The following is an 18,772-nucleotide window of genomic DNA, read 5'->3' as shown; positions in this document are numbered from 1 at the left end:
CAATTCTTATAATTATTAAAGAAACGCAATAAAACTGGTTAGTGGTTAGTAGTAGAGACGTTATATGTAACGTCTCTACTACTAACTGATAACTGATTGGTCAAGGAGCGATCGCTAAACATATGGCAAGGATAGAAACCAGAACAGAACCCATGGTACTCAACATGGGACCGCATCACCCCTCCATGCATGGCGTGATGCGGTTGATCGTGACTCTGGATGGCGAAGATGTGGTCGATTGCGAACCCGTCATCGGCTACCTGCACCGAGGAATGGAAAAAATCGCCGAAAACCGCACCAACATCATGTACGTCCCCTACGTGAGTCGGTGGGATTATGCGGCGGGGATGTTCAATGAGGCTGTTACTGTCAACGCCCCCGAAAAATTAGCCGATATTCCCGTTCCCAAACGCGCCAGCTACATCCGCGTCATCATGCTGGAACTGAACCGGATTGCCAATCACTTACTCTGGTTGGGTCCGTTTATGGCTGATGTTGGCGCTCAAACTCCTTTCTTTTACATCTTCCGCGAACGCGAGATGATCTACGACCTCTGGGAAGCAGCTACAGGCTACCGGATGGTGAATAACAACTACTTCCGCATTGGTGGTGTAGCCGTCGATCTACCTTACGGCTGGATCGATAAGTGCCTCGATTTTTGCGACTACTTCATGCCCAAAGTAGACGAATACGAGCGCCTGATCACCAACAACCCGATTTTCCGTCGTCGTGTTGAGGGTGTAGGCACGATTACAAGAGAAGAAGCTATTAACTGGGGGCTTTCCGGTCCCATGCTGCGGGCAAGTGGCGTAAAGTGGGACTTGCGGAAAGTTGACCACTACGAATGCTACGACGACTTCGACTGGGACGTTCACTGGGAAACCGCCGGGGATTGCTTTGCGCGTTACTTAGTGCGAATTCGGGAAATGCGCGAATCGGTGAAAATTCTGCGCCAAGCCATTGCCGGACTACCAGGTGGACCCTACGAAAACCTGGAAGCCAAGCGGATGCAAGCTGGTCCAAAATCTGAATGGAGTGGTTTTGATTACCAATACATCAGTAAGAAAGTTGCCCCCACATTCAAGATTCCCAAAGGCGAACACTACGTCCGTGTAGAGAGTGGCAAAGGGGAATTAGGCATTTATATTATCGGCGATGATAATGTCTTCCCTTGGCGGTGGAAAATCCGCGCAGCTGATTTCAACAACGTGCAAATTCTGCCTCATATCCTCCGAGGCGTGAAGGTTGCTGATATCGTCACGATCCTGGGTAGTATTGACATCATCATGGGATCGGTAGACCGATAAATAAGTCGTAAGTTGTAGGGGCGGGTTTACCTAAAATATTTGTCAAAGTTAGAACAAACTAGTGAACCCGCCCGTACAAAAGTCGTCAGTCAAAAATAATCAATACAAATGACAAATGACAGATGACTCGAATTTAGAGTTGAAGCAGGCGATTCGACGTGCGATCGCCTCCAGTTCTCAGCAGCGAATCACTTTTGCTGAGTATATGGAATTAGCGCTATATCACCCGACTTGCGGCTATTACACGACTAAAGCCGTCCAAATGGGCAAGCAGGGTGATTTTTTTACGTCTACCCATCTGGGTGCTGATTTTGGCGAGTTGCTCGCAGAGCAGTTCGTTCAAATGTGGCAGATCTTAGGAAAACCTCAGCCCTTTACTTTAGTAGAAATGGGGGCAGGTCAAGGTTTTTTGGCTTTAGATTTACTCAAATACGTCCAGCTGAATTATCCAGAGTTTTTCGCCGTACTGGACTACATCATTGTCGAGCAGTCTCCTGCTTTGCGAGAGTTACAGCAGCAGACGATCCCCCCAACCCCCCTTGAGAAGGGGGGCAAGACGATCCCCCCAACCCCCCTTGAAAAGGGGGGCAATGTTCTCTCTACAACCCCCTTTTTAAGGGGGTCGCTGCCGGCGGGGGGATCCATCCGCTGGTGCAGTCTAGAAGAAATCCCAGATAATTCGATCGCTGGCTGTTTCTTTTCCAACGAACTCATAGACGCACTACCCGTACATCAAATTGCGATCGAACGAGGTGTGCTGCGAGAGGTGTATGTTGGACAAGGGAAACAAGGGGGACAAGGAAGTAGCAATTCTAGTCACCAGCCACTAGCCACTAGCCACTCTCCTTTTACAGAAATTACAGAGAAACTTTCTACACCCAGACTGCAAGAATATTTCGACTTGGTTGGCATCGATATAACTTCTTCTACCTATCCAGATGGATATCGCAGCGAGGTAAATTTGGCTGCTTTAGACTGGTTGCAATCAGTAGCTCAGAAGTTGCAGTGCGGATATGTATTGACAATTGATTATGGTTATCCTGCAAGTCGATACTACAATCCAGCACGATCGCAAGGGACTTTACAATGTTACTATCAACACCATCACCACAACGATCCGTATATCAATATCGGACAACAAGATATCACCGCTCACGTTGATTTTACAGCTCTACAGCGATGGGGCGATCGCTGCGGACTGCCAACAGTCGGGTTCACCCAACAAGGCTTATTTTTGATGGCGTTAGGATTGGGCGATCGCATTGCGGCACTATCTCAAACCACAAGCCAATCGCTCCAACAAGTCCTATGGCGGCGTGATGCTCTACATCAACTGCTCGATCCTATGGGTTTAGGCGGATTTGGCGTTTTGATTCAAAGCCGGGGACTCACTGAGACAGAAGTAGCACAGCCCTTGATGGGGTTAAAGTAGAGACGTTACATGTAACATCTCTACAAGGTGAAATCTTAAATCAATAGCTCTGACGATGGTGAGAATTCAATTTTCCCCCACAATGATTAGAGTAGTAAAGTAAGGCTATCAAACAGCAAAATCATGAACGCCCACGATCTATTAACACTAGTAATGCTTTTGACTCCTGGGATTTTGCTTTCAGTAATAATTCTGGTTACATTTGCCGCTGGAGGCTGAATCAGTTATCAGTGGCTAGCGGCTGGTGACTAGTGACTAGAATTGCTCCCTCAGCTTCCCCAACTTCCTCAGCTTGGCAACTCTCTCTTCCCCGACTCCCGTACGGGCGAGTTTAATTGCAGATCTTCTAGTTGTTCGCAGGAATTTTCCATGAACCCCCCCCTACGACTCCCGGCTCCCGATATGGTATTAGGACTGCACCCCCTCTAACATAGAGTGGATGACGTGGCTGTCCTTTTAGGGTGACTCCTAGACAATGCAAAACTTGACCCTGACTCAAGAAACCTAGTACGGATTTATCTCTTTGTTGCCAACTACCATAGTTACCCCAACCAATGACAATTTTCTCGACACTTTGCTGCATTCGCATTAAATAAGAGTCATTCTCGCAGCCAACCGGATCGAAGACTCTTCGCAACACTAACCAATCGGTGGCGCGGTAAGCAAATAAATTGCCTACTTCTATGCTTCCGTATCCCCAGTTACGAGCAAAATTGATACAGCGACGAATCGTGGGATCGTCTTTGGTTGCATCTGCCGTACTGGGGTTGAGCATAATAAAGCCAATGCATGGTAGATCGGTATCCCAAACTCTAGTTAGGGAATAACGATACAATCCATCGGGTGCGATCGCAGCACTCATCTTCATTCGGCAAGACGCAAGAGTTAACTAACTACTAACAAATGACGAATGACAAATGACGAATAAGTTCGCAAAGAACTGTAACGACTGCTGGCTCAAGTACAATGAAAAGCAGCTTTGCTACATCAGGATGACATCTTTACAACAGCACAACAGCTAAAAGTTTGCTTTTTTGACTTTTAACTTTTAACTTTTGACTTTTCACTGTTGACGTACTGAGTAGAGGAACAAGGATGAAAGTTGCTGTATTTAGCACCAAATCCTACGATCGCACCTTTTTAGAAACTGCTAACGCCGAATACAAACACGAACTGGCATTTTTTGAACCTCGTCTGACCTGCGAAACGAGCATTTTAGCAAAAGACTATCCAGTAGTTTGCGTCTTTGTCAACGACCAATTAGATCGTCAAACCTTGACTTGTCTAGCCGATCGCGGTACGAAGTTAATTGCTTTGCGTGCTGCCGGATATAACAACATAGATATCATCGCTGCTACTGAATTAGGTTTACCAGTCGTGCGCGTGCCAGCCTACTCACCCTATGCAGTAGCAGAATATACTCTAGGGATAATTCTTGCCCTGAATCGTAAAATTTACCGCACTCATTATCGCGTGCGCGAGGGGAATTTTTCGCTAGAAGGTTTGATGGGTTTTGACTTACACGGCAAGACAGCGGGGATCGTTGGTACTGGAAAGATTGGGGCGATCGTCGCGCAAATTCTCCATGCTTGCGGCTGTCATGTGCTAGCGTATGACAAATATCAAAACCCTGACTGTCAAGCTTTAGGCGTGCAGTATGTCTCGCTTCAGGACTTATTTGCCCGTACTGACATTATCAGCCTTCACTGTCCGCTAACACCAGAGACATACCATTTAGTTAATTCTGAAGCGATCGCCTTGATGAAAACAGGTGTAATGCTGATTAATACCAGTCGTGGAGCGTTGATCGACGCAAAAGCAGCGATTAAAGGCTTAAAATCCGGTAAAATTGGATATCTTGGTTTAGATGTCTACGAGCAAGAAGGAGATATTTTTTTTGAAGATCTCTCAAACACCATCGTGCAAGATGACGTATTACAGCGGTTGCTGACGTTCCCCAACGTCCTGATTACTGGTCATCAAGCCTTTTTTACCAAAGACGCACTGACTAGTATTGCCCAGACTACCCTTGCCAATATTAGCGATTTTGAAAGCGGAAAACCTTGTCCTAATCAAATTAAAGTAGAGTTTCCTCAAGCGGTTGCTACCAATGTCAAGTAACTTAATTTACAACTTATGACAATCCGAGTGCTGACGAACTCGATCTGATTTATCTATCTTGAAGTCGATCGAGTAGTCCGTGGAAGTTAAGTATATTTGATCAATAACAAAGAACTCGTTTTGATTTTTTGATTTTCAAACTAATCAGTCCGGTAGAACATGCAGACCGTTGCTATATCGGCGATATTAAAGTAGTCATTGTCAAAAACAAGGTAAAACTATGGAATCTCAGATACAACAACAAGAATACACCACCACACCTGAAGGAATGCCAGCTAGCGAACCCGCAGGCACCTTGGCGCTTCCTCCCGCGCCTCAGTCAAACGCGCAATTGAAAAAACTCGGCGCTCAAGTCAGAGCCTTTCTGGACGAACTACCAGAATACATTGCCAAGTTTTATAACGAAAACCAAAAGCCAATTACTGTTGTCCTCTTGATTGTGGCAGCATTTGTCACTGTCAAAGTCGTTTTGGCAATCTTAGATGCTCTCAATGATATTCCTCTGCTTGCACCAACTTTTGAATTAATCGGGATCGGTTATTCTGCTTGGTTTGTCTATCGTTACCTACTCAAAGTAGAGACACGGGAAGAATTGGGGCAAGAAATTCAAGCTATTACCAGTCAAGTCGTTGGTAGCAAGAAATAGTCCGCAGCAGTAGCGGAGATCTGCATAAAAACACAAACAAATAAAAGCGATCGCCCAATAAGATTTGTCTTAGCCCGATCGCTTTTTCAGTTATCAGGGACCAGGGAGTAGGGAGCAGGGGGAACAATTACCCATTACCAATTACCAACTACCATTTACCATTTACTGCTGTTGAACTCCAGCAATATAGGGAGATTGAATCGGATCGAGCCGTCCTGCTCTGACTAAAGCTTGGTAAACGCTGGCTGCTACATCAGCACGGGTAGCCTTGATATTAGGTCTGAGTTGATTAGCTTCAGGATAATTCACGACTAACCCAGCCGTGGTAGCTGCGGCAATTCTCTCCCTAGCATAATTGGGAATTTGGTCTGCATCTACATAGAATTTCTCCAAGACTTGCTCTGGTAAGGCTGGTGGTGCAAGATTTAAGCCACTAGCCAGAGACACCAAAACTTGCGCTCTAGGAATCTCCTGTTGAGCTTTAAATGTATTGTCAGGATACCCGCGTAAAAATCCAAGTTGAATTGCTCGATTAATCGCTGGGATTCCCCAGAAATTTTCAGGCACATCTGTAAATTTACTCTGAGTATCAGATCCGGGTAATTGATTGAAGGCTTCTTGCAAAATCGCAGCATACTCAGCTCTAGTGACGGGATCGGTAGGCTTGTAATAGCCGCCAGAAAAACCTCTGACGATGCCACGCTCGGCAAGAGCTGTAATAAATGGATATGCCCAATAATCCGCAGGCACATCTTGAAACTTAACTTGTTGGGTTGGAGATGGTTCTGGGGATGCTGGAGTGGTTGGTGTGGTGGGAACAGGGACGATCGCCGGAAATGGAGCTACAGGCTGTCTGCGAGGCGTGACAGGCGTTTCTGGAGCGATCGCTTCTGGGGCAGGACTGGGAATCGGCGCTAGTTCCGCTCTAGGTTCGGGGCTAGCTTGCGGCTGGGGAGTCAAAGCCACAGGCGATCGCGCTTCTGGGGCAGTCACCAACGGTAAGATACTGGGAATCTGAAAACCTCGCCCCGAACGAGACAGCGACCAAAATAGTATTCCGCCGAGCGCAGCTAAAGCTAGCACGACTGCAAGAAATTCATCAAATCCTAAAGGAGTTCTGGAAGACCGAGGATCGGGAGGTGGGGAATTAGTCATGCATTTTCGCCCATCGAATCAGGATTTCGTGTCTAAGACAATCTACTTGTACTAATTCGCTCAATCTACTACCTTAAGGCTAATTTTTTCAATTGGTCATTAGTCATTGGTCATTGGTCATTAGTTAACGGTTGACAGTAATTATTATTCTTCCTTGTCCCCCTTGTCTTCCTTGTCCCCCTTCGCCCCCTAATCCCCACTCCCTTCGGTCGTGGGGTCCCCGAGTTCCCCCTTGTCCCTCACTCCTCACTCCTCACTCCTCACTCCCCACTCCTCACTCCTCACTCCCCACTCCCCTCTTCCAACACGCGCAAAATACTAGGAATACTATCAATTGCTTCAAGCTGGCGAATTTCTGCTAAAGCTTGATGAAAATCGCCTTCGCGCACGTTGTGGGTGACAACGACGATTTCGGCTAAATGTTTGTGAATTCCCGTCTGCACGACAGATTCTAAGCTGACACCGTGGGAACCGAAACAAGTTCCCAACTTACCAATTACCCCAGGATGGTCTTTGGTGAGGAAGCGGGCGTAAAATCGGGTAACGAGTTCTGACATTGGGGCGATCGCGCAGTAGTCTTGATGAGTGCAAGCGAGTAATGGGTGGAGTGAGGCGCTTTCTGTCTCCAAGTGTCCTGTTTTCAACACAGCAGCAACATTTAAAATATCCGAAACAACGGCGCTAGCGGTTGCTCCTGCCCCTGCCCCAGGACCAAAAAACATCACCTGTCCGAGGGGTTCGGCTTCCACCAAAATTGCGTTGTAGACCCCGTGAATGCTGGCTAAGGGATGCGATTGAGGTATGAGAGTGGGGTGAACGCGGACGGAGAGCAGAGGGGCTGAGGGAGCTGAGGAAGCTGAGGGAGCTGAAGGAGTTTCTCTTTGGGCGATCGCGAGTAATTTGATTGTAAAACCGAGTTTGTGGGCGTAAGCAATATCTGTTTGGCTGACTTGACGAATGCCTTCACAGTAAACATCGGGTAGCTTGATCCTGCCACCGTAAGCTAAGGAAGCGAGAATAGCGATTTTATCGCCAGCATCTAAACCGTCTACATCGGCAGTAGGGTCAGCTTCAGCATATCCGAGTTTTTGTGCGTCTGCCAGTACGTCATCAAAACTACTGCCTTCCGCTTGCATCCGCGTCAGAATATAGTTTGTCGTCCCGTTGACAATGCCAGTAATAGCATGAATCCGATTCACACCTAGAGTTTGTTTCAGGGGTTGAATGACTGGAATGCCTCCCCCAACAGCCGCCTCTAGCATGACGTAAACTCCAGCAGCGTTGGCAGCATCAAAAATTTCATTGCCGTAACGGGCGATAACAGCCTTATTCGCCGTGACGACGTGCTTGTGATGAGCGATCGCCTCCATAATCAGCGATCGCGCTGGTTCCAGTCCTCCCAATACCTCAACGACAATCTCTACTTCTGGATCGCTGACAATCGCCTGTAAATCTGTCGTCAATATTCCATCTGGTAGGTTGACCGCACGGGGCTTATCGAGCGATCGGACTCCAACTCGATAAATTTCCAACTCCTGCATTAGAGAATGCCGTCCAGCCCTATCCTGCAATAGCTGAACCGTCCCCGTTCCTACCGTACCTAATCCTAGTAAACCAACCTTAAAAGCCACAACTTTCCCACTTAGTTCGCCAAAAACAATTGTAGGGTGGGCATTGCCCACCCTACTAGCCACTAACCACTAACCACTAACCACTAATAGGTTTCAACGTGCCAGCGTCCGGCTTTCTTCATCTCTTTCTGATAGTCCGACCACTTGATACCAGATTTAGCAGCCTCCGCTGCTAGTGCTTCGTCGATCCCGCCTTCCATACCTTTTAAACCGCAAATGTAAGTGTGGGTATTTTCTTGCTGGATCAGCTTCCACAGTTCTGCTGCTTGTTCGGCTACTCGGTCTTGGATGTACATTTTGCCACCTTGAGCGTTTTTCTGCTCGCGGCTAATGGCATAAGTGAGACGGAAGTTATCGGGATACTGCGCTTGTAACTCTTCTAGTTCCTGTTTGTAAAGGATATTGGGAGTTTGAGGAATACCGAAGATCAACCAAGCAAAACCCTTAAATTGATACTCAGGGTTGGCAGCTTTTTCTTCATCCTTAAACATCCGCCACAGGTAAGCTCTAAATGGAGCAATACCCGTACCCGTTGCCAACATGATAACGTTGGCATTGGGGTCTTCTGGCAGCAACATTTCCTTCCCGACGGGTCCGGTGATCTTCACGTCTGCCCCTGCTTCTAAGTGACAGAGGTAAGTCGAGCAAACACCGTAGACAGTCTCGCCTGTTTCAGGGTGCTTGTACTCCAATTGACGCACGCATAGAGAAACGGTTTTGTCATCCATTTTGTCCCCGTGACGGGTGGAAGCAATGGAGTATAGCCGTAGCTTTTCCGGCTTACCGTTTTTATCTGTCCCGGGTGGGATGATGCCGATACTCTGACCTTCTAGGTAACGAAGATTGCTACCGGAAAGATCGAAAATTAAGTGACGAACAGTACCAATTCCGCCTTCACCAACCAATTCTTCATTGGAAAGACACTTCCCAACAAAAGGAGCATTGGGACGATAGGTATTGACGGGGACATCTGCGTGTTTGGCTTTCTCAGGCTTTGGCTGTGCTTGAGTCATGGGCTTGCCTTTATTTTCTGCTTTTTTCTGCTCTTGTGGTGCAGCTTTTGCTGCTTCTTGTTTTGGAGCCACAGCAGGGGCTTTGCCGTTACCGTTGCCATCAACTGTCAGAAGTTGAATATTGACAATTTTGCCTCCCATACGGGCGATCCGCCGCATTTCTTGGTTCATGCGGTTGTAAGGCACTCTCATATATACGCTGCCACTTTGACGAATCGGGTAGCCCATTTGGTCAGTTGTTTCATTCTGACGTAAGCCCACCACTTCGTATACAAAGACGCGGCTACCAGCTTCGGTGTTGGCGGCTGCATCAGCGGCGTTGGAATTGTACATCGATTAACTCTCTCCGAACCCTACATCACTACTGAAAACTGAAAATTGGTGTTCTAAAACAGCTCTCTTAAGAGAGAGATTTCTGCTTCTGCAAAAAAGAGTCGCAAGAAATACTTCCAAAAAGTAGCTGTGATGAACTTTTATTATTCTCACCCGTAAAGGAGCGCCTGGGATGGCAAATTCCTTGCTTAACTCCTCTACCAGACTACAAATTTAGTCACTTGCAGAATGTTAAGAGCGATCGAGTTTTGTTTTTTTTAATAAAAATGTGCAACAAAACCTTAGCATAAGTACTAAGCCACTAGACGATATAGCCCAAAAGTAGCCTTGTAAGGGCGATCCCCTTCTGGTAGGATCTACTATAACAGTAGGACTAAATACTTAGCAGCTCTCAGGCGATTTCTTCCATCGGGAAGCGCGATCGCAACAGCTGAAGCTTGGAGGCAACCCAAGCAATACAAGTTAAGACTACCAGATTAAGTTCCAGGCTACCAAGTAAGCCAAACAAACAACATACAAAAACAGCCCATCTTGTCAGTTAGAGGAAACCTATGATCAGTAAGCCGGATCGCGTGGTTTTGATTGGCGTAGCCGGAGATTCCGGTTGCGGTAAATCCACGTTTTTGCGCCGTTTAACAGATTTGTTTGGAGAAGAGTTAGTCACCGTTATTTGCTTAGATGACTATCACAGCCTGGATCGCAAACAGCGCAAAGAAACAGGAATCACTGCCCTCAATCCCAAGGCAAATAATTTTGACCTCATGTACGAGCAAATCAAAGCTCTGAAAAACGGTCAATCAATTGAAAAGCCGATTTACAACCACGAAACCGGATGCATTGACCCACCGGAACATATCGAGCCAAATCATATCATTGTAGTTGAGGGCTTGCATCCGCTGTATGACGAACGGGTGCGATCGCTACTTGATTTCAGCGTTTATCTTGACATCAGCAATGAAGTCAAGATCGCTTGGAAAATTCAACGCGACATGGCAGAACGCGGTCATCGCTATGAAGACGTGGTTGCGGCAATTAACTCTCGCAAACCCGATTTTGACGCTTACATCGAGCCGCAAAGAGAATTTGCCGATGTTGTGATTCAGGTGTTGCCAACTAACCTGATCAAAGAAGACAAAGAGCGGAAAGTGTTGCGCGTGCGGATGCTGCAAAAAGAAGACGTACACGGCATGACACCAACCTACCTATTCGACGAAGGCTCTACGATTCAGTGGACACCTTGCGGACGTAAACTGACCTGTTCCTACCCAGGAATGCAAATGTTCTACGGGTCGGACGTTTACTACGGTCAATACGTCTCCGTATTAGAAGTAGACGGACAATTTGACAACCTAGAGGAAGTTGCTTACATCGAAACTCACCTGAGCAACACCTTTACCAAATACCAAGGTGAAATGACTCATTTGTTGCTCCAGCACCGCGAATACCCTGGTTCCAACAACGGCACGGGTTTATTCCAAGTCCTAACAGGCTTGAAGATGCGAGCAGTCTACGAAAGCCTCACTGCCAAAGAAATCAAATTGGCAGTCTCGGCAAAAGCCTAAAAGAGAGCTGAGGGAGCGATCGGGAGCGATCGGGAGCTGAGGGAGAAAAATAACTTTTGAATTCTTCCTTGTCCCCCTTGTCCTCCTTATCTCCCTTGTCCCTCTTCTATTCCCTACCCCCTATTCCCTGCTCCCTACTCCCTTTAAAATAAAGGTTGCTCAAAAATTTGCGGGGACTAACTGGTTCATGTATACAGAAAAGGAGCTACTGAGTGAGGCGTGGACGAGATTAGAAGCATCGGTTTTAAAGTTTGAGAATGAACCAATTGGTACAGTAGCTGCTGCAATTGATAAAAGCACTCAACAATTCAATTACGGGCATTGCTTTATTCGCGATTTTGTGCCTTCAGCCCTAGCATTTTTAACTAGAGGTCAGGGTGAAATTGTCGCCAATTTTTTACGACAAACCCTGAAGTTACAGATTAACGACAAAAATATCGATGAAGTTAGGGCGCATATGGATGGCGTAAGACCAGGTATGGGTCTAATGCCAGCAAGTTTTGAGATAGTCGAAGAAGAAGGAAAACAAGCTGTCAGAGCCGATTTTGGCGAACGGGCAATCGGTAGAGTGACACCTGTAGATTCTTGTTTGTGGTGGCTGATTTTACTACGGATTTATCAAAGAGCTACAGGCGACCAAGAGTTAGTTCAAGAAGCAGGATTTCAGCGGGGAATTAGGTTAATTCTCAATCTCTACATGCTGAAGCAATTCGATATGTACCCGACGCTGTTAGTTCCCGAAGGGGCATTTATGATTGACCGTCGCATGGGAGTGTACGAGCGTCCGCTAGAAATTCAAGCTCTATTTTACGCGGCTTTGCTAGCAGCAGATGAATTGCTGTTACCCAAAAATAAACAGGACATTCATACAGAAATCGAGCAGCGACTGGCAAGATTGAAAACGCACATTCGCGAACATTATTGGCTCGATTTAGAAAAAGTGAATGAAATTCATCGCTACGAAAACGAGCAATTTGGAGAAGAAATTTGCAACAAATTCAATATATATCCAGAGTCTTTGGAAGCCTGGGCGATTGATTGGGTTCCCAAAGAAGGAGGCTATCTCGCTGGGAATCTGGGACCAGGGCGGATGGATTTTCGCTTCTTTGCAATTGGGAATTTGATGTCAGTTATTTGCTCGTTAGCAGATGAAGCGCAATCTCAAAAGATCATGAATCTGATCGGTAAACGATGGATCGATCTAGTTGGAAATATGCCAATGAAGCTTTGTTTTCCTGCTATAGAAGACAAGGAATGGGAATTAATTACAGGTTGCGACCCAAAAAATGTGAGTTGGTCTTATCATAATGGAGGAAGTTGGCCCGTTCTGTTATGGTTTTTAGTCGCGGCAGCTTTAAAAGTGGGGAGAAAAAGTATTGCCGAACGGGGAATTAGAATTGCCGAAAAACGTTGGTGCGAGTATAAAGATAAAGATCGTTGGCCCGAATACTACGATGGCAGAAAAGGCAATTTAGTCGGCAAAAAGGCAATGCGCTATCAAACCTGGACGATCGCCGCTTATATCGTCGCCAAAGACTTAATGGAGAACCCGCAGCATTTAGAATGGATTACATTTCAGTGAACAGCGGACAGTTATCAGTGGTAATTGGTAATCGATCGCTGGTCACTGATAACTGGTCGCTGATTTCAGCCTGTACGAAACTCGCCACCTCCTTGAATCAAATCTTCTGGTCTAATGTTGGAGAGAAACTCTCGAAAAGCTTTCAGCTCAGCTTCATCTGCTTCGCGATCGACGGGAATTGAAGCATCAGCTACCACTTCCTCCATCACCCAGATCGGGCTATTCAGGCGTAGGGCGATCGCGATCGCATCGCTGGGACGAGCATCAATTTCTTTTTTGACCTCACCCTGGCGGGCGCACAAAACTGCGTAAAACGTCCCATCCTGAATTGAATGAATGACGACTTTTTCCAAGGTCATACCCCAGACCTCTAGAATATTTACTATGAGGTCGTGAGTTAGAGGTCTGGGCGGTTTTTGATTTTCCAAAGCGCCAATAATCGCCTTTGCCTGATCTTGATTGATGTAGATGGGTAATGCTCTACGCTCTTTACCGTCTTTCAACAGCACGATTGGACTGCGGTTGACCGCATCTAAAGCAATGCCAGCGACTTTCATTTCGATCATTTGCGTAGCCTCTAAAACTCTCTAGGCAAAGGGTAATTGGTAGATGGGGTTGAAGGTGTTTGATTCTGTATAGCAAAAATAAACATACTTTATAGCCTTACATAACAACTTTTCCGATCTGCTGTCAGCAAAGACAGAGAATTGCCCTTAGTTCTTTGCTGTACGATAGCCTATCCTAAGTATGCCCTGATTGTAAGCTGAATTTATGGATTTAGCGTGAGTAAATTTTGCCAGAATCAGTTGTCTAAATTGCATCCAAGACCGCTCGGATGAGACAAACTAGCTAAACTGGGCAAAATTATCGATTTTTGGGAGAAAAACTGTGTTTACGGGATTAGTACAAGCTTTGGGTCAAATTCGAGCGCTAGACAACTATTATTATCAAATTACTTGCTCTAGCGACCAGAAAAATTTAATTTTGCCAGATCTCGCGCTCGGGGATAGCGTTGCGGTGGATGGAGTTTGCCTCACGGTCATGGAGATTCTACCCCAAGGATTTATCGCTGCAGCCTCGCCGGAAACCCTCCGCCGTACTACCCTGGGACAGCGCGAAGCTGATGCAGGATATGTCAATCTAGAAACCTCTTTGCGTGTCGGTGGTAAAGTGGGAGGTCATTTTGTCATGGGACACGTAGATGGAACGGGGTGCTTGGAAACGGTAGAAGAAACAGCTACCTCATGGGAAATGAGCTTTACTGCAACAGAAGCGATCGCCCGCTACATCGTTCCCAAGGGCAGTATTGCCATCAATGGTGTTAGCCTTACCATTGCCGATCTCGACCCTACCAGAAATTGGTTTAAAGTCGCCGTCATTCCCCATACCTACGATTGCACTAATTTACGCGATCTCCGCCCTGGTAGTCTAGTTAATTTAGAAGCTGATATTTTAGGCAAATATGTCGAAAAACTGCTGAATTACAACTCTCCTCATCAAGCCAGAGAAGAGTTATCGCCAGCATTTTTAGTAGAACACGGGTATCTATGAGGGGCGAGGAGCGAGGGAATAAGAGAGTGATGCCTGGTGCGTGAAATACCTACGTCTTAAAACTTACGGCTTCTCCCTTGTCTTTTCCCTAACCCCTCACTCCTAACTCCTCGCTCTTACTTACAGCGTTGCGATCGCCACGAAGTGCATTAACTAGCTGGACTACGGCAGATTCTAATTCTGCACCAGGATCGCGGGCAACTAAGCTATCCAAATCGACTTGCTTAATTTCAAAGTTGAATTGAGTACTGCTGGCGCTGGCGACGATCGCTTCGCGAACAGTGGCGGGCATCGCCGTTTCGTGACGATCTGGTTGGGAGTTGGCTAAGCGGATAGCTTTATCTAATCGTGCTAGCCCAGTCTTCAAGTATGCTTCAGGGTTGGCAACAATCCAACCGTTGGCAGTTAACTGTCGGGTCTCGAAGTGGAGGTGAGGACCTGTGGAATTACCCGTACTGCCAACCCGCCCGATAACAGTTCCCTGCGGAATTGTTTCTCCTGGGGAGACAAAAATTTCAGATAAATGACCGTAAAGAGTTTGGAGCGTATTTTTGTTGTGGTTGAGAACGACAGTTAAACCGTAGCCACCGACATAATCGGCAACTTCTACCGTACCTGGATAAGCCGCTAACACTGGCGTTCCCAGGGGCGCACCTATATCTGTACCAGAGTGAAAGCTGAAATCACCAAACAGAGGATGGACGCGCCAGCCAAAAACTGAGGTGACGGGAGAGGGAACTGTTAGTGGAAACATGAAATTGCCCTGTCCTTTGGCTTCGGGATCGCGGTATTGATAGCTGAGAACGCTACGCTGGGTTTTCAAGTTGGTCGCCACGCGAAAGCCTTCAGCAGTGATATCGATCGGTCCCAGCTGAATTGGTCTGATGCCGTTGGCAACCGAGTGGCGATCGAGCGGGGCGACGCTTCTACCAAAGTTTCTAGAACGAGCTAGTTGTCTCATCCGCTGTTGGCGGAGGCTGGGACGACAAAGGCTACTCAAACCAGGTCTAGCAACAGCCCGACAACCGGAGATTCTGGATTTTAATACTATTGAGCTTGGTGCTTCGTAGCCAGTGGTAGCACCGAGGCTGTATCCTGTGGGGTCGATGTACGCACCACTAGGATCTGGAGCAGGACGATCGGGCAAGTTAGCCGATCGCCTGACAGGTGAAGTGTCTAGCTGTTGTCTCAGTTTTTGCCATCTCTCCGGTTTTACCGATTTTGAATTGACTTGTAGGCTGGGGCTGGGAGAGGCATCCAATGAATTGTCGATCGCGGCTTCTGACTGAGCTAAGACTAAGTTGCCACCAAGCAAGCTAGAAATACTAATAAAACCGATCAGAAATATATGTTTGGAGTTAGTAGGCATAATAACTGGTAATTAGTAGTTAGTCATTTGTTATTTGTCATTTGTTATTTGTCATTGGTAAGTTGTAAGTTCCTTCTTACTCCCTACTCCCTTGCTCCGCCAATATACTGACAACTGACGATCGCTGCTCCCTGCTCGTCCCTGCTATTTCCTTACGATACAAACGAAATATTTATGCTTTGTCAAACAATTAGCCATCATAACCCAGACTCACAGCACCAGGGGGGAGACAAATTTCTGAATTGGGGCTGAAATTGTATGATTGAGAGTCAAGCCTGACTCGTAGTTCGCCGCGATCGCTAATACCAACTACAACGCCGTTTTGTCCTTCTACGGTGAGGCGCTGTCCCATATTTATAAATAGTTTGTGGTAAGACGGCAGAAGAGTATCGATTCCCCCTGGGGAGCAAAACTTGTAACCTGAAATTGTGCCTTGTAGTGTCACAGCCGCTAATGTTTCTAAGCAGTCAATTGCAGCCAAAGGTTGTTGAGATAAGAAAGATTGCAAACCGATCCCTGTAGCTGGGACAGGGTTAGCCCAGTTAATCCCGACTCCGACTACAGCATGAATAATTTTTTCATGTCGCACTTTTGTTTCTGTCAGAATCCCACCCAGTTTACGTCCTAGCAAAATTAGGTCGTTGTGCCATTTCAATTTTACCGGAACACCGAGATCGCCCAAAGCCGTTGCAATGCCCCAAGCAGTTGCTAAAGTCAACTGATAGCCGCAGTTGACTGGTAAGTTTGGCTCTAGGACTACAGATAAATATAAACCTCCTGCTGGCGAAGCCCACTGTCGTCCCCATTGTCCTCGTCCAGCTGTTTGTCGTTCGGCAATGATGACCGTTCCTGGTTTTGCCCCCTGCGCGATCGCATTCCAGGCTTTCTGGTTGGTCGAGGGTAGACTCTCGTAAACTTCTACAGCAAAATCCGCTTCTGCTACCATTGGAGCAAGAATTGCTAATAGCTTTTGTCGGTCTAGTGTCACGCTGGCAAGTGCAAACTGTGTCAATTAAGTTAGCATTAATTTGCTGAAAATAAACCTGTCATGCTGTGCTTTTACATTAGATGGCAGCTTGGCTAATTTAGTTTCATTTTGTTGGTTAATTGTTTGCTAATTTTTAGATTTAATCCATGCATACTTGGGATTGGCGCGGTTGCGAAGGTTTTCTCTATCTATCCTGTAGCTTGTTAGAAGCATTTCCCCACGGTTTTTTTACGCGACATTTTCATCCTCATGCTCCCCATGACTTGACCTCAGCTTTACACCCAGAAGCCGAGGCTTATCGCGTCAAGCAGGTACATGGGAATGTTGTCGTCACTCCATCTGAAGTGAGGAGCGAGGAGCGAGGAGCGAGGAGCGAGGGGAAGAAGAGAGCTAAGGGGGTTGAGGGAGCCAAGGAAGAATTTTCAATCCAAAATCCAAAATCCAAAATCCAAAATTCTGCCTCACTCCTCGCTCCTCACTCCTCGCTCCTAGTTGAGGCAGATGGATTGCTCACAGAACAGCCGCTACAGGCAGTTTGGGTAGCGAGTGCCGATTGTACGCCTGTATTAATTGCCGATCGCCATACCGGACAAGTTGCAGCCGTTCATGCAGGCTGGCGGGGAACGGCGATGAAAATTGTGCCGCAAGCGATTGCGCGTTTGCAAGCACAAGGTAGCAAAATTCAAGATTTGCGCGTCGCTTTGGGTCCTGCGATCGCGGGTAGTGTCTATCAGGTTTCCCGACAGGTAGCAGCTGAAGTTGGAGCTAGCATTACTGCAACTGATGCCACAACCGAAATTCTCGACTGTTTAGCTGAAATACCCAACTCTCCTCTATTCCCCGATTCTCACCCAGAAAGAGTCCGGTTGGATATCCGGCGGGTTATTACCTTGCAATTAGAGCAATTGGGTATTAGTCCCGAACAAGTGGCGATCGCTCCTCACTGTACCTACCAAGAACCAGAACGTTTCTTTTCCTATCGTCGCGACAAACAGAAAAAAGTTCAATGGTCGGGAATTATTAGTCAATAAACATTGGTAATGGGTAGTTGGTAATTGGTAATGGGTAATTGGTAATGGATGTTAATTGTTGGGTATTAGTTGTTAACTTAGCTACTATAGCAATCCTAGATGAATCGTGAAATTAATTGCTCGTGTAGAGACGTTACATGTAACGTCTCTACACTGGACACGTTTACAAATCAACTTGAATTGCTATATTCACTACTCACTTTAATAAGCTAATCCACGATATTTTAATTGTTGAGTAGGTTGTGGGGCGATCGCTTGTGTGGTTGGACGAGAACCGAAGCTGACACCTCGATATTTTCCTGCTACTTGCTTAGTCACTACTTGAGCTGATTGATTAGATTTGGTGTAAGCTAAACCACGATAAGAAAGCTGCATTTGTTGTTTCTCCTTTAGGTAATATGTGTTTGATGAACGTGTAAATAAAATAAATTTGAACGTGGTAGATTCCTTACTAAAGTTAATTTCCAGAAAGATTCTGAACGCGATATAAATACTGAGGAATTGCAAGACATTCAGTGAAAAGAATTACCGTTGTCTTACTCTTAACTACCTCTCGATAATTCTGAATTTCGGATTTGGAATTCTGAATTTTTGTGACTAGCTGCAAGTTGAAAGCGCCAATTCATTGCCCGTGGCTACACGTACTCTGGGAAAGGTTGCAGCGTGGGTTCAAACTTTTTGTCCAGGAGGATGAAACCGCCAGTTTAGAGCGTGGGGTTTGATCTAGGGTTGGATAGCAGCAGGTGTATAATTGTTGATTTGAGCGCGGTAGATGAGAAACACTCTGTTACCGATTTCTATCTCTTACGCGCAGCTTGATGTTTATCCTCGGGTTTGTCAGCAGATAGCCTGCCTGTATTTCATGCAGTCCGACACGAGAGATCTGCTGAGGAATGTCACGAATTACGCTCCACAAAACCGTTACATTGGTCAATAGCTGCGAATTCTATTTGCCTGCTGCAAGCTCTAGCACTGCATAAGGTGTTACTGGCATTACTGCATTACGTGTCAATGGTGGCACTGCATTATGTGGCAAAATTAAAGACGGTGT

17 protein-coding genes are annotated in these 18,772 nt (G+C 46.4%); 8 read left to right on the top strand and 9 right to left on the bottom strand.

The genetic code is table 11. From position 1 onward, the window contains the following. Positions 1-122: 122 nt before the first annotated feature. Complete coding sequence (locus DSM107010_RS06150; RefSeq protein ID WP_106171335.1) at positions 123-1,307, top strand: NAD(P)H-quinone oxidoreductase subunit H; 1,185 nt, start codon at positions 123-125, stop codon at positions 1,305-1,307. A gap of 115 nt (positions 1,308-1,422) precedes the next feature. Further along, complete coding sequence (locus DSM107010_RS06145) at positions 1,423-2,739, top strand: class I SAM-dependent methyltransferase (protein ID WP_127022579.1); 1,317 nt, start codon at positions 1,423-1,425, stop codon at positions 2,737-2,739. Between the two features lie 346 nt (positions 2,740-3,085). On the opposite strand, the gene DSM107010_RS06140 is transcribed toward DSM107010_RS06145, so the two are convergent. Continuing rightward, the gene (locus tag DSM107010_RS06140) at positions 3,086-3,607 is read right to left on the bottom strand and encodes a DUF1643 domain-containing protein (RefSeq protein ID WP_241994141.1); all 522 of its coding nucleotides are present in this window, start codon (positions 3,605-3,607) and stop codon (positions 3,086-3,088) included. Between the two features lie 227 nt (positions 3,608-3,834). On the opposite strand from DSM107010_RS06140, the gene DSM107010_RS06135 reads away from it, so the two are divergent. Beyond that, positions 3,835-4,860 carry a 2-hydroxyacid dehydrogenase gene (locus DSM107010_RS06135; RefSeq protein WP_106169926.1) on the top strand — a complete coding sequence of 342 codons (1,026 nt, stop codon included), beginning with the start codon at positions 3,835-3,837 and terminating at the stop codon, positions 4,858-4,860. Between the two features lie 220 nt (positions 4,861-5,080). Further along, positions 5,081-5,506: a CAAD domain-containing protein gene (locus tag DSM107010_RS06130; protein ID WP_015153055.1), complete on the top strand. Its 426-nt coding sequence runs from the start codon at positions 5,081-5,083 to the stop codon at positions 5,504-5,506. 162 nt (positions 5,507-5,668) lie between these two features. Here DSM107010_RS06130 and DSM107010_RS06125 read toward each other — a convergent pair whose 3' ends face one another. From DSM107010_RS06125 to petH, 4 genes are all read right to left on the bottom strand, one after another. Then, positions 5,669-6,661 (bottom strand): S-layer homology domain-containing protein, encoded by a 993-nt coding sequence (locus tag DSM107010_RS06125; protein WP_015153056.1) that lies wholly within the window; start codon positions 6,659-6,661, stop codon positions 5,669-5,671. A gap of 124 nt (positions 6,662-6,785) precedes the next feature. Beyond that, on the bottom strand, positions 6,786-6,911 hold the full coding sequence (locus DSM107010_RS42070; protein WP_277871314.1) for a hypothetical protein: 126 nt from the start codon (positions 6,909-6,911) through the stop codon (positions 6,786-6,788). A 31-nt stretch (positions 6,912-6,942) separates the two neighbouring features. Next, positions 6,943-8,343 (bottom strand): homoserine dehydrogenase, encoded by a 1,401-nt coding sequence (locus tag DSM107010_RS06120; protein WP_127022606.1) that lies wholly within the window; start codon positions 8,341-8,343, stop codon positions 6,943-6,945. 32 nt (positions 8,344-8,375) lie between these two features. Then, a complete protein-coding gene (gene petH / locus DSM107010_RS06115; protein WP_015153058.1) occupies positions 8,376-9,638 on the bottom strand; it encodes a ferredoxin--NADP reductase in 1,263 nt (420 codons plus the stop codon). 551 nt (positions 9,639-10,189) lie between these two features. Between petH and DSM107010_RS06110 the strand changes: the two genes are divergently transcribed. Next, the gene (locus DSM107010_RS06110) at positions 10,190-11,200 is read left to right on the top strand and encodes a phosphoribulokinase (protein ID WP_106168871.1); all 1,011 of its coding nucleotides are present in this window, start codon (positions 10,190-10,192) and stop codon (positions 11,198-11,200) included. A gap of 187 nt (positions 11,201-11,387) precedes the next feature. Then, positions 11,388-12,782, top strand: coding sequence for a glycoside hydrolase 100 family protein (locus DSM107010_RS06105; RefSeq protein WP_015153060.1), 1,395 nt, complete (start codon positions 11,388-11,390; stop codon positions 12,780-12,782). A gap of 65 nt (positions 12,783-12,847) precedes the next feature. On the opposite strand, the gene DSM107010_RS06100 is transcribed toward DSM107010_RS06105, so the two are convergent. Continuing rightward, entirely contained in the window at positions 12,848-13,348 is a 501-nt protein-coding gene (locus DSM107010_RS06100) for a bifunctional nuclease family protein (RefSeq protein WP_015153061.1), read from the bottom strand. Positions 13,349-13,670: 322 nt separating this feature from the next. Here DSM107010_RS06100 and DSM107010_RS06095 point away from each other — a divergent pair, with 322 nt between their 5' ends. Beyond that, complete coding sequence (locus DSM107010_RS06095) at positions 13,671-14,333, top strand: riboflavin synthase (RefSeq protein ID WP_106168868.1); 663 nt, start codon at positions 13,671-13,673, stop codon at positions 14,331-14,333. 88 nt (positions 14,334-14,421) lie between these two features. On the opposite strand, the gene DSM107010_RS06090 is transcribed toward DSM107010_RS06095, so the two are convergent. Continuing rightward, the gene (locus DSM107010_RS06090; protein ID WP_127022576.1) at positions 14,422-15,702 is read right to left on the bottom strand and encodes a M23 family metallopeptidase; all 1,281 of its coding nucleotides are present in this window, start codon (positions 15,700-15,702) and stop codon (positions 14,422-14,424) included. Positions 15,703-15,892: 190 nt separating this feature from the next. Continuing rightward, positions 15,893-16,714 (bottom strand): biotin--[acetyl-CoA-carboxylase] ligase, encoded by an 822-nt coding sequence (locus DSM107010_RS06085; protein WP_241994140.1) that lies wholly within the window; start codon positions 16,712-16,714, stop codon positions 15,893-15,895. A 122-nt stretch (positions 16,715-16,836) separates the two neighbouring features. Between DSM107010_RS06085 and pgeF the strand changes: the two genes are divergently transcribed. Beyond that, positions 16,837-17,721: a peptidoglycan editing factor PgeF gene (gene pgeF, locus DSM107010_RS06080; RefSeq protein WP_015153065.1), complete on the top strand. Its 885-nt coding sequence runs from the start codon at positions 16,837-16,839 to the stop codon at positions 17,719-17,721. A gap of 201 nt (positions 17,722-17,922) precedes the next feature. Here the strand turns inward: pgeF and DSM107010_RS06075 are convergent, their stop codons facing one another. Next, on the bottom strand, positions 17,923-18,096 hold the full coding sequence (locus DSM107010_RS06075; RefSeq protein WP_106169139.1) for a DUF4278 domain-containing protein: 174 nt from the start codon (positions 18,094-18,096) through the stop codon (positions 17,923-17,925). Positions 18,097-18,772 lie beyond the last annotated feature (676 nt).

Source organism: Chroococcidiopsis cubana SAG 39.79 (genome assembly GCF_003991895.1).
Classification (GTDB): Bacteria; Cyanobacteriota; Cyanobacteriia; order Cyanobacteriales; family Chroococcidiopsidaceae; genus Chroococcidiopsis; species Chroococcidiopsis thermalis.
Note: the sequence above shows the minus strand (reverse complement) of the source record. Positions and strands in the feature narration are given on the sequence as shown.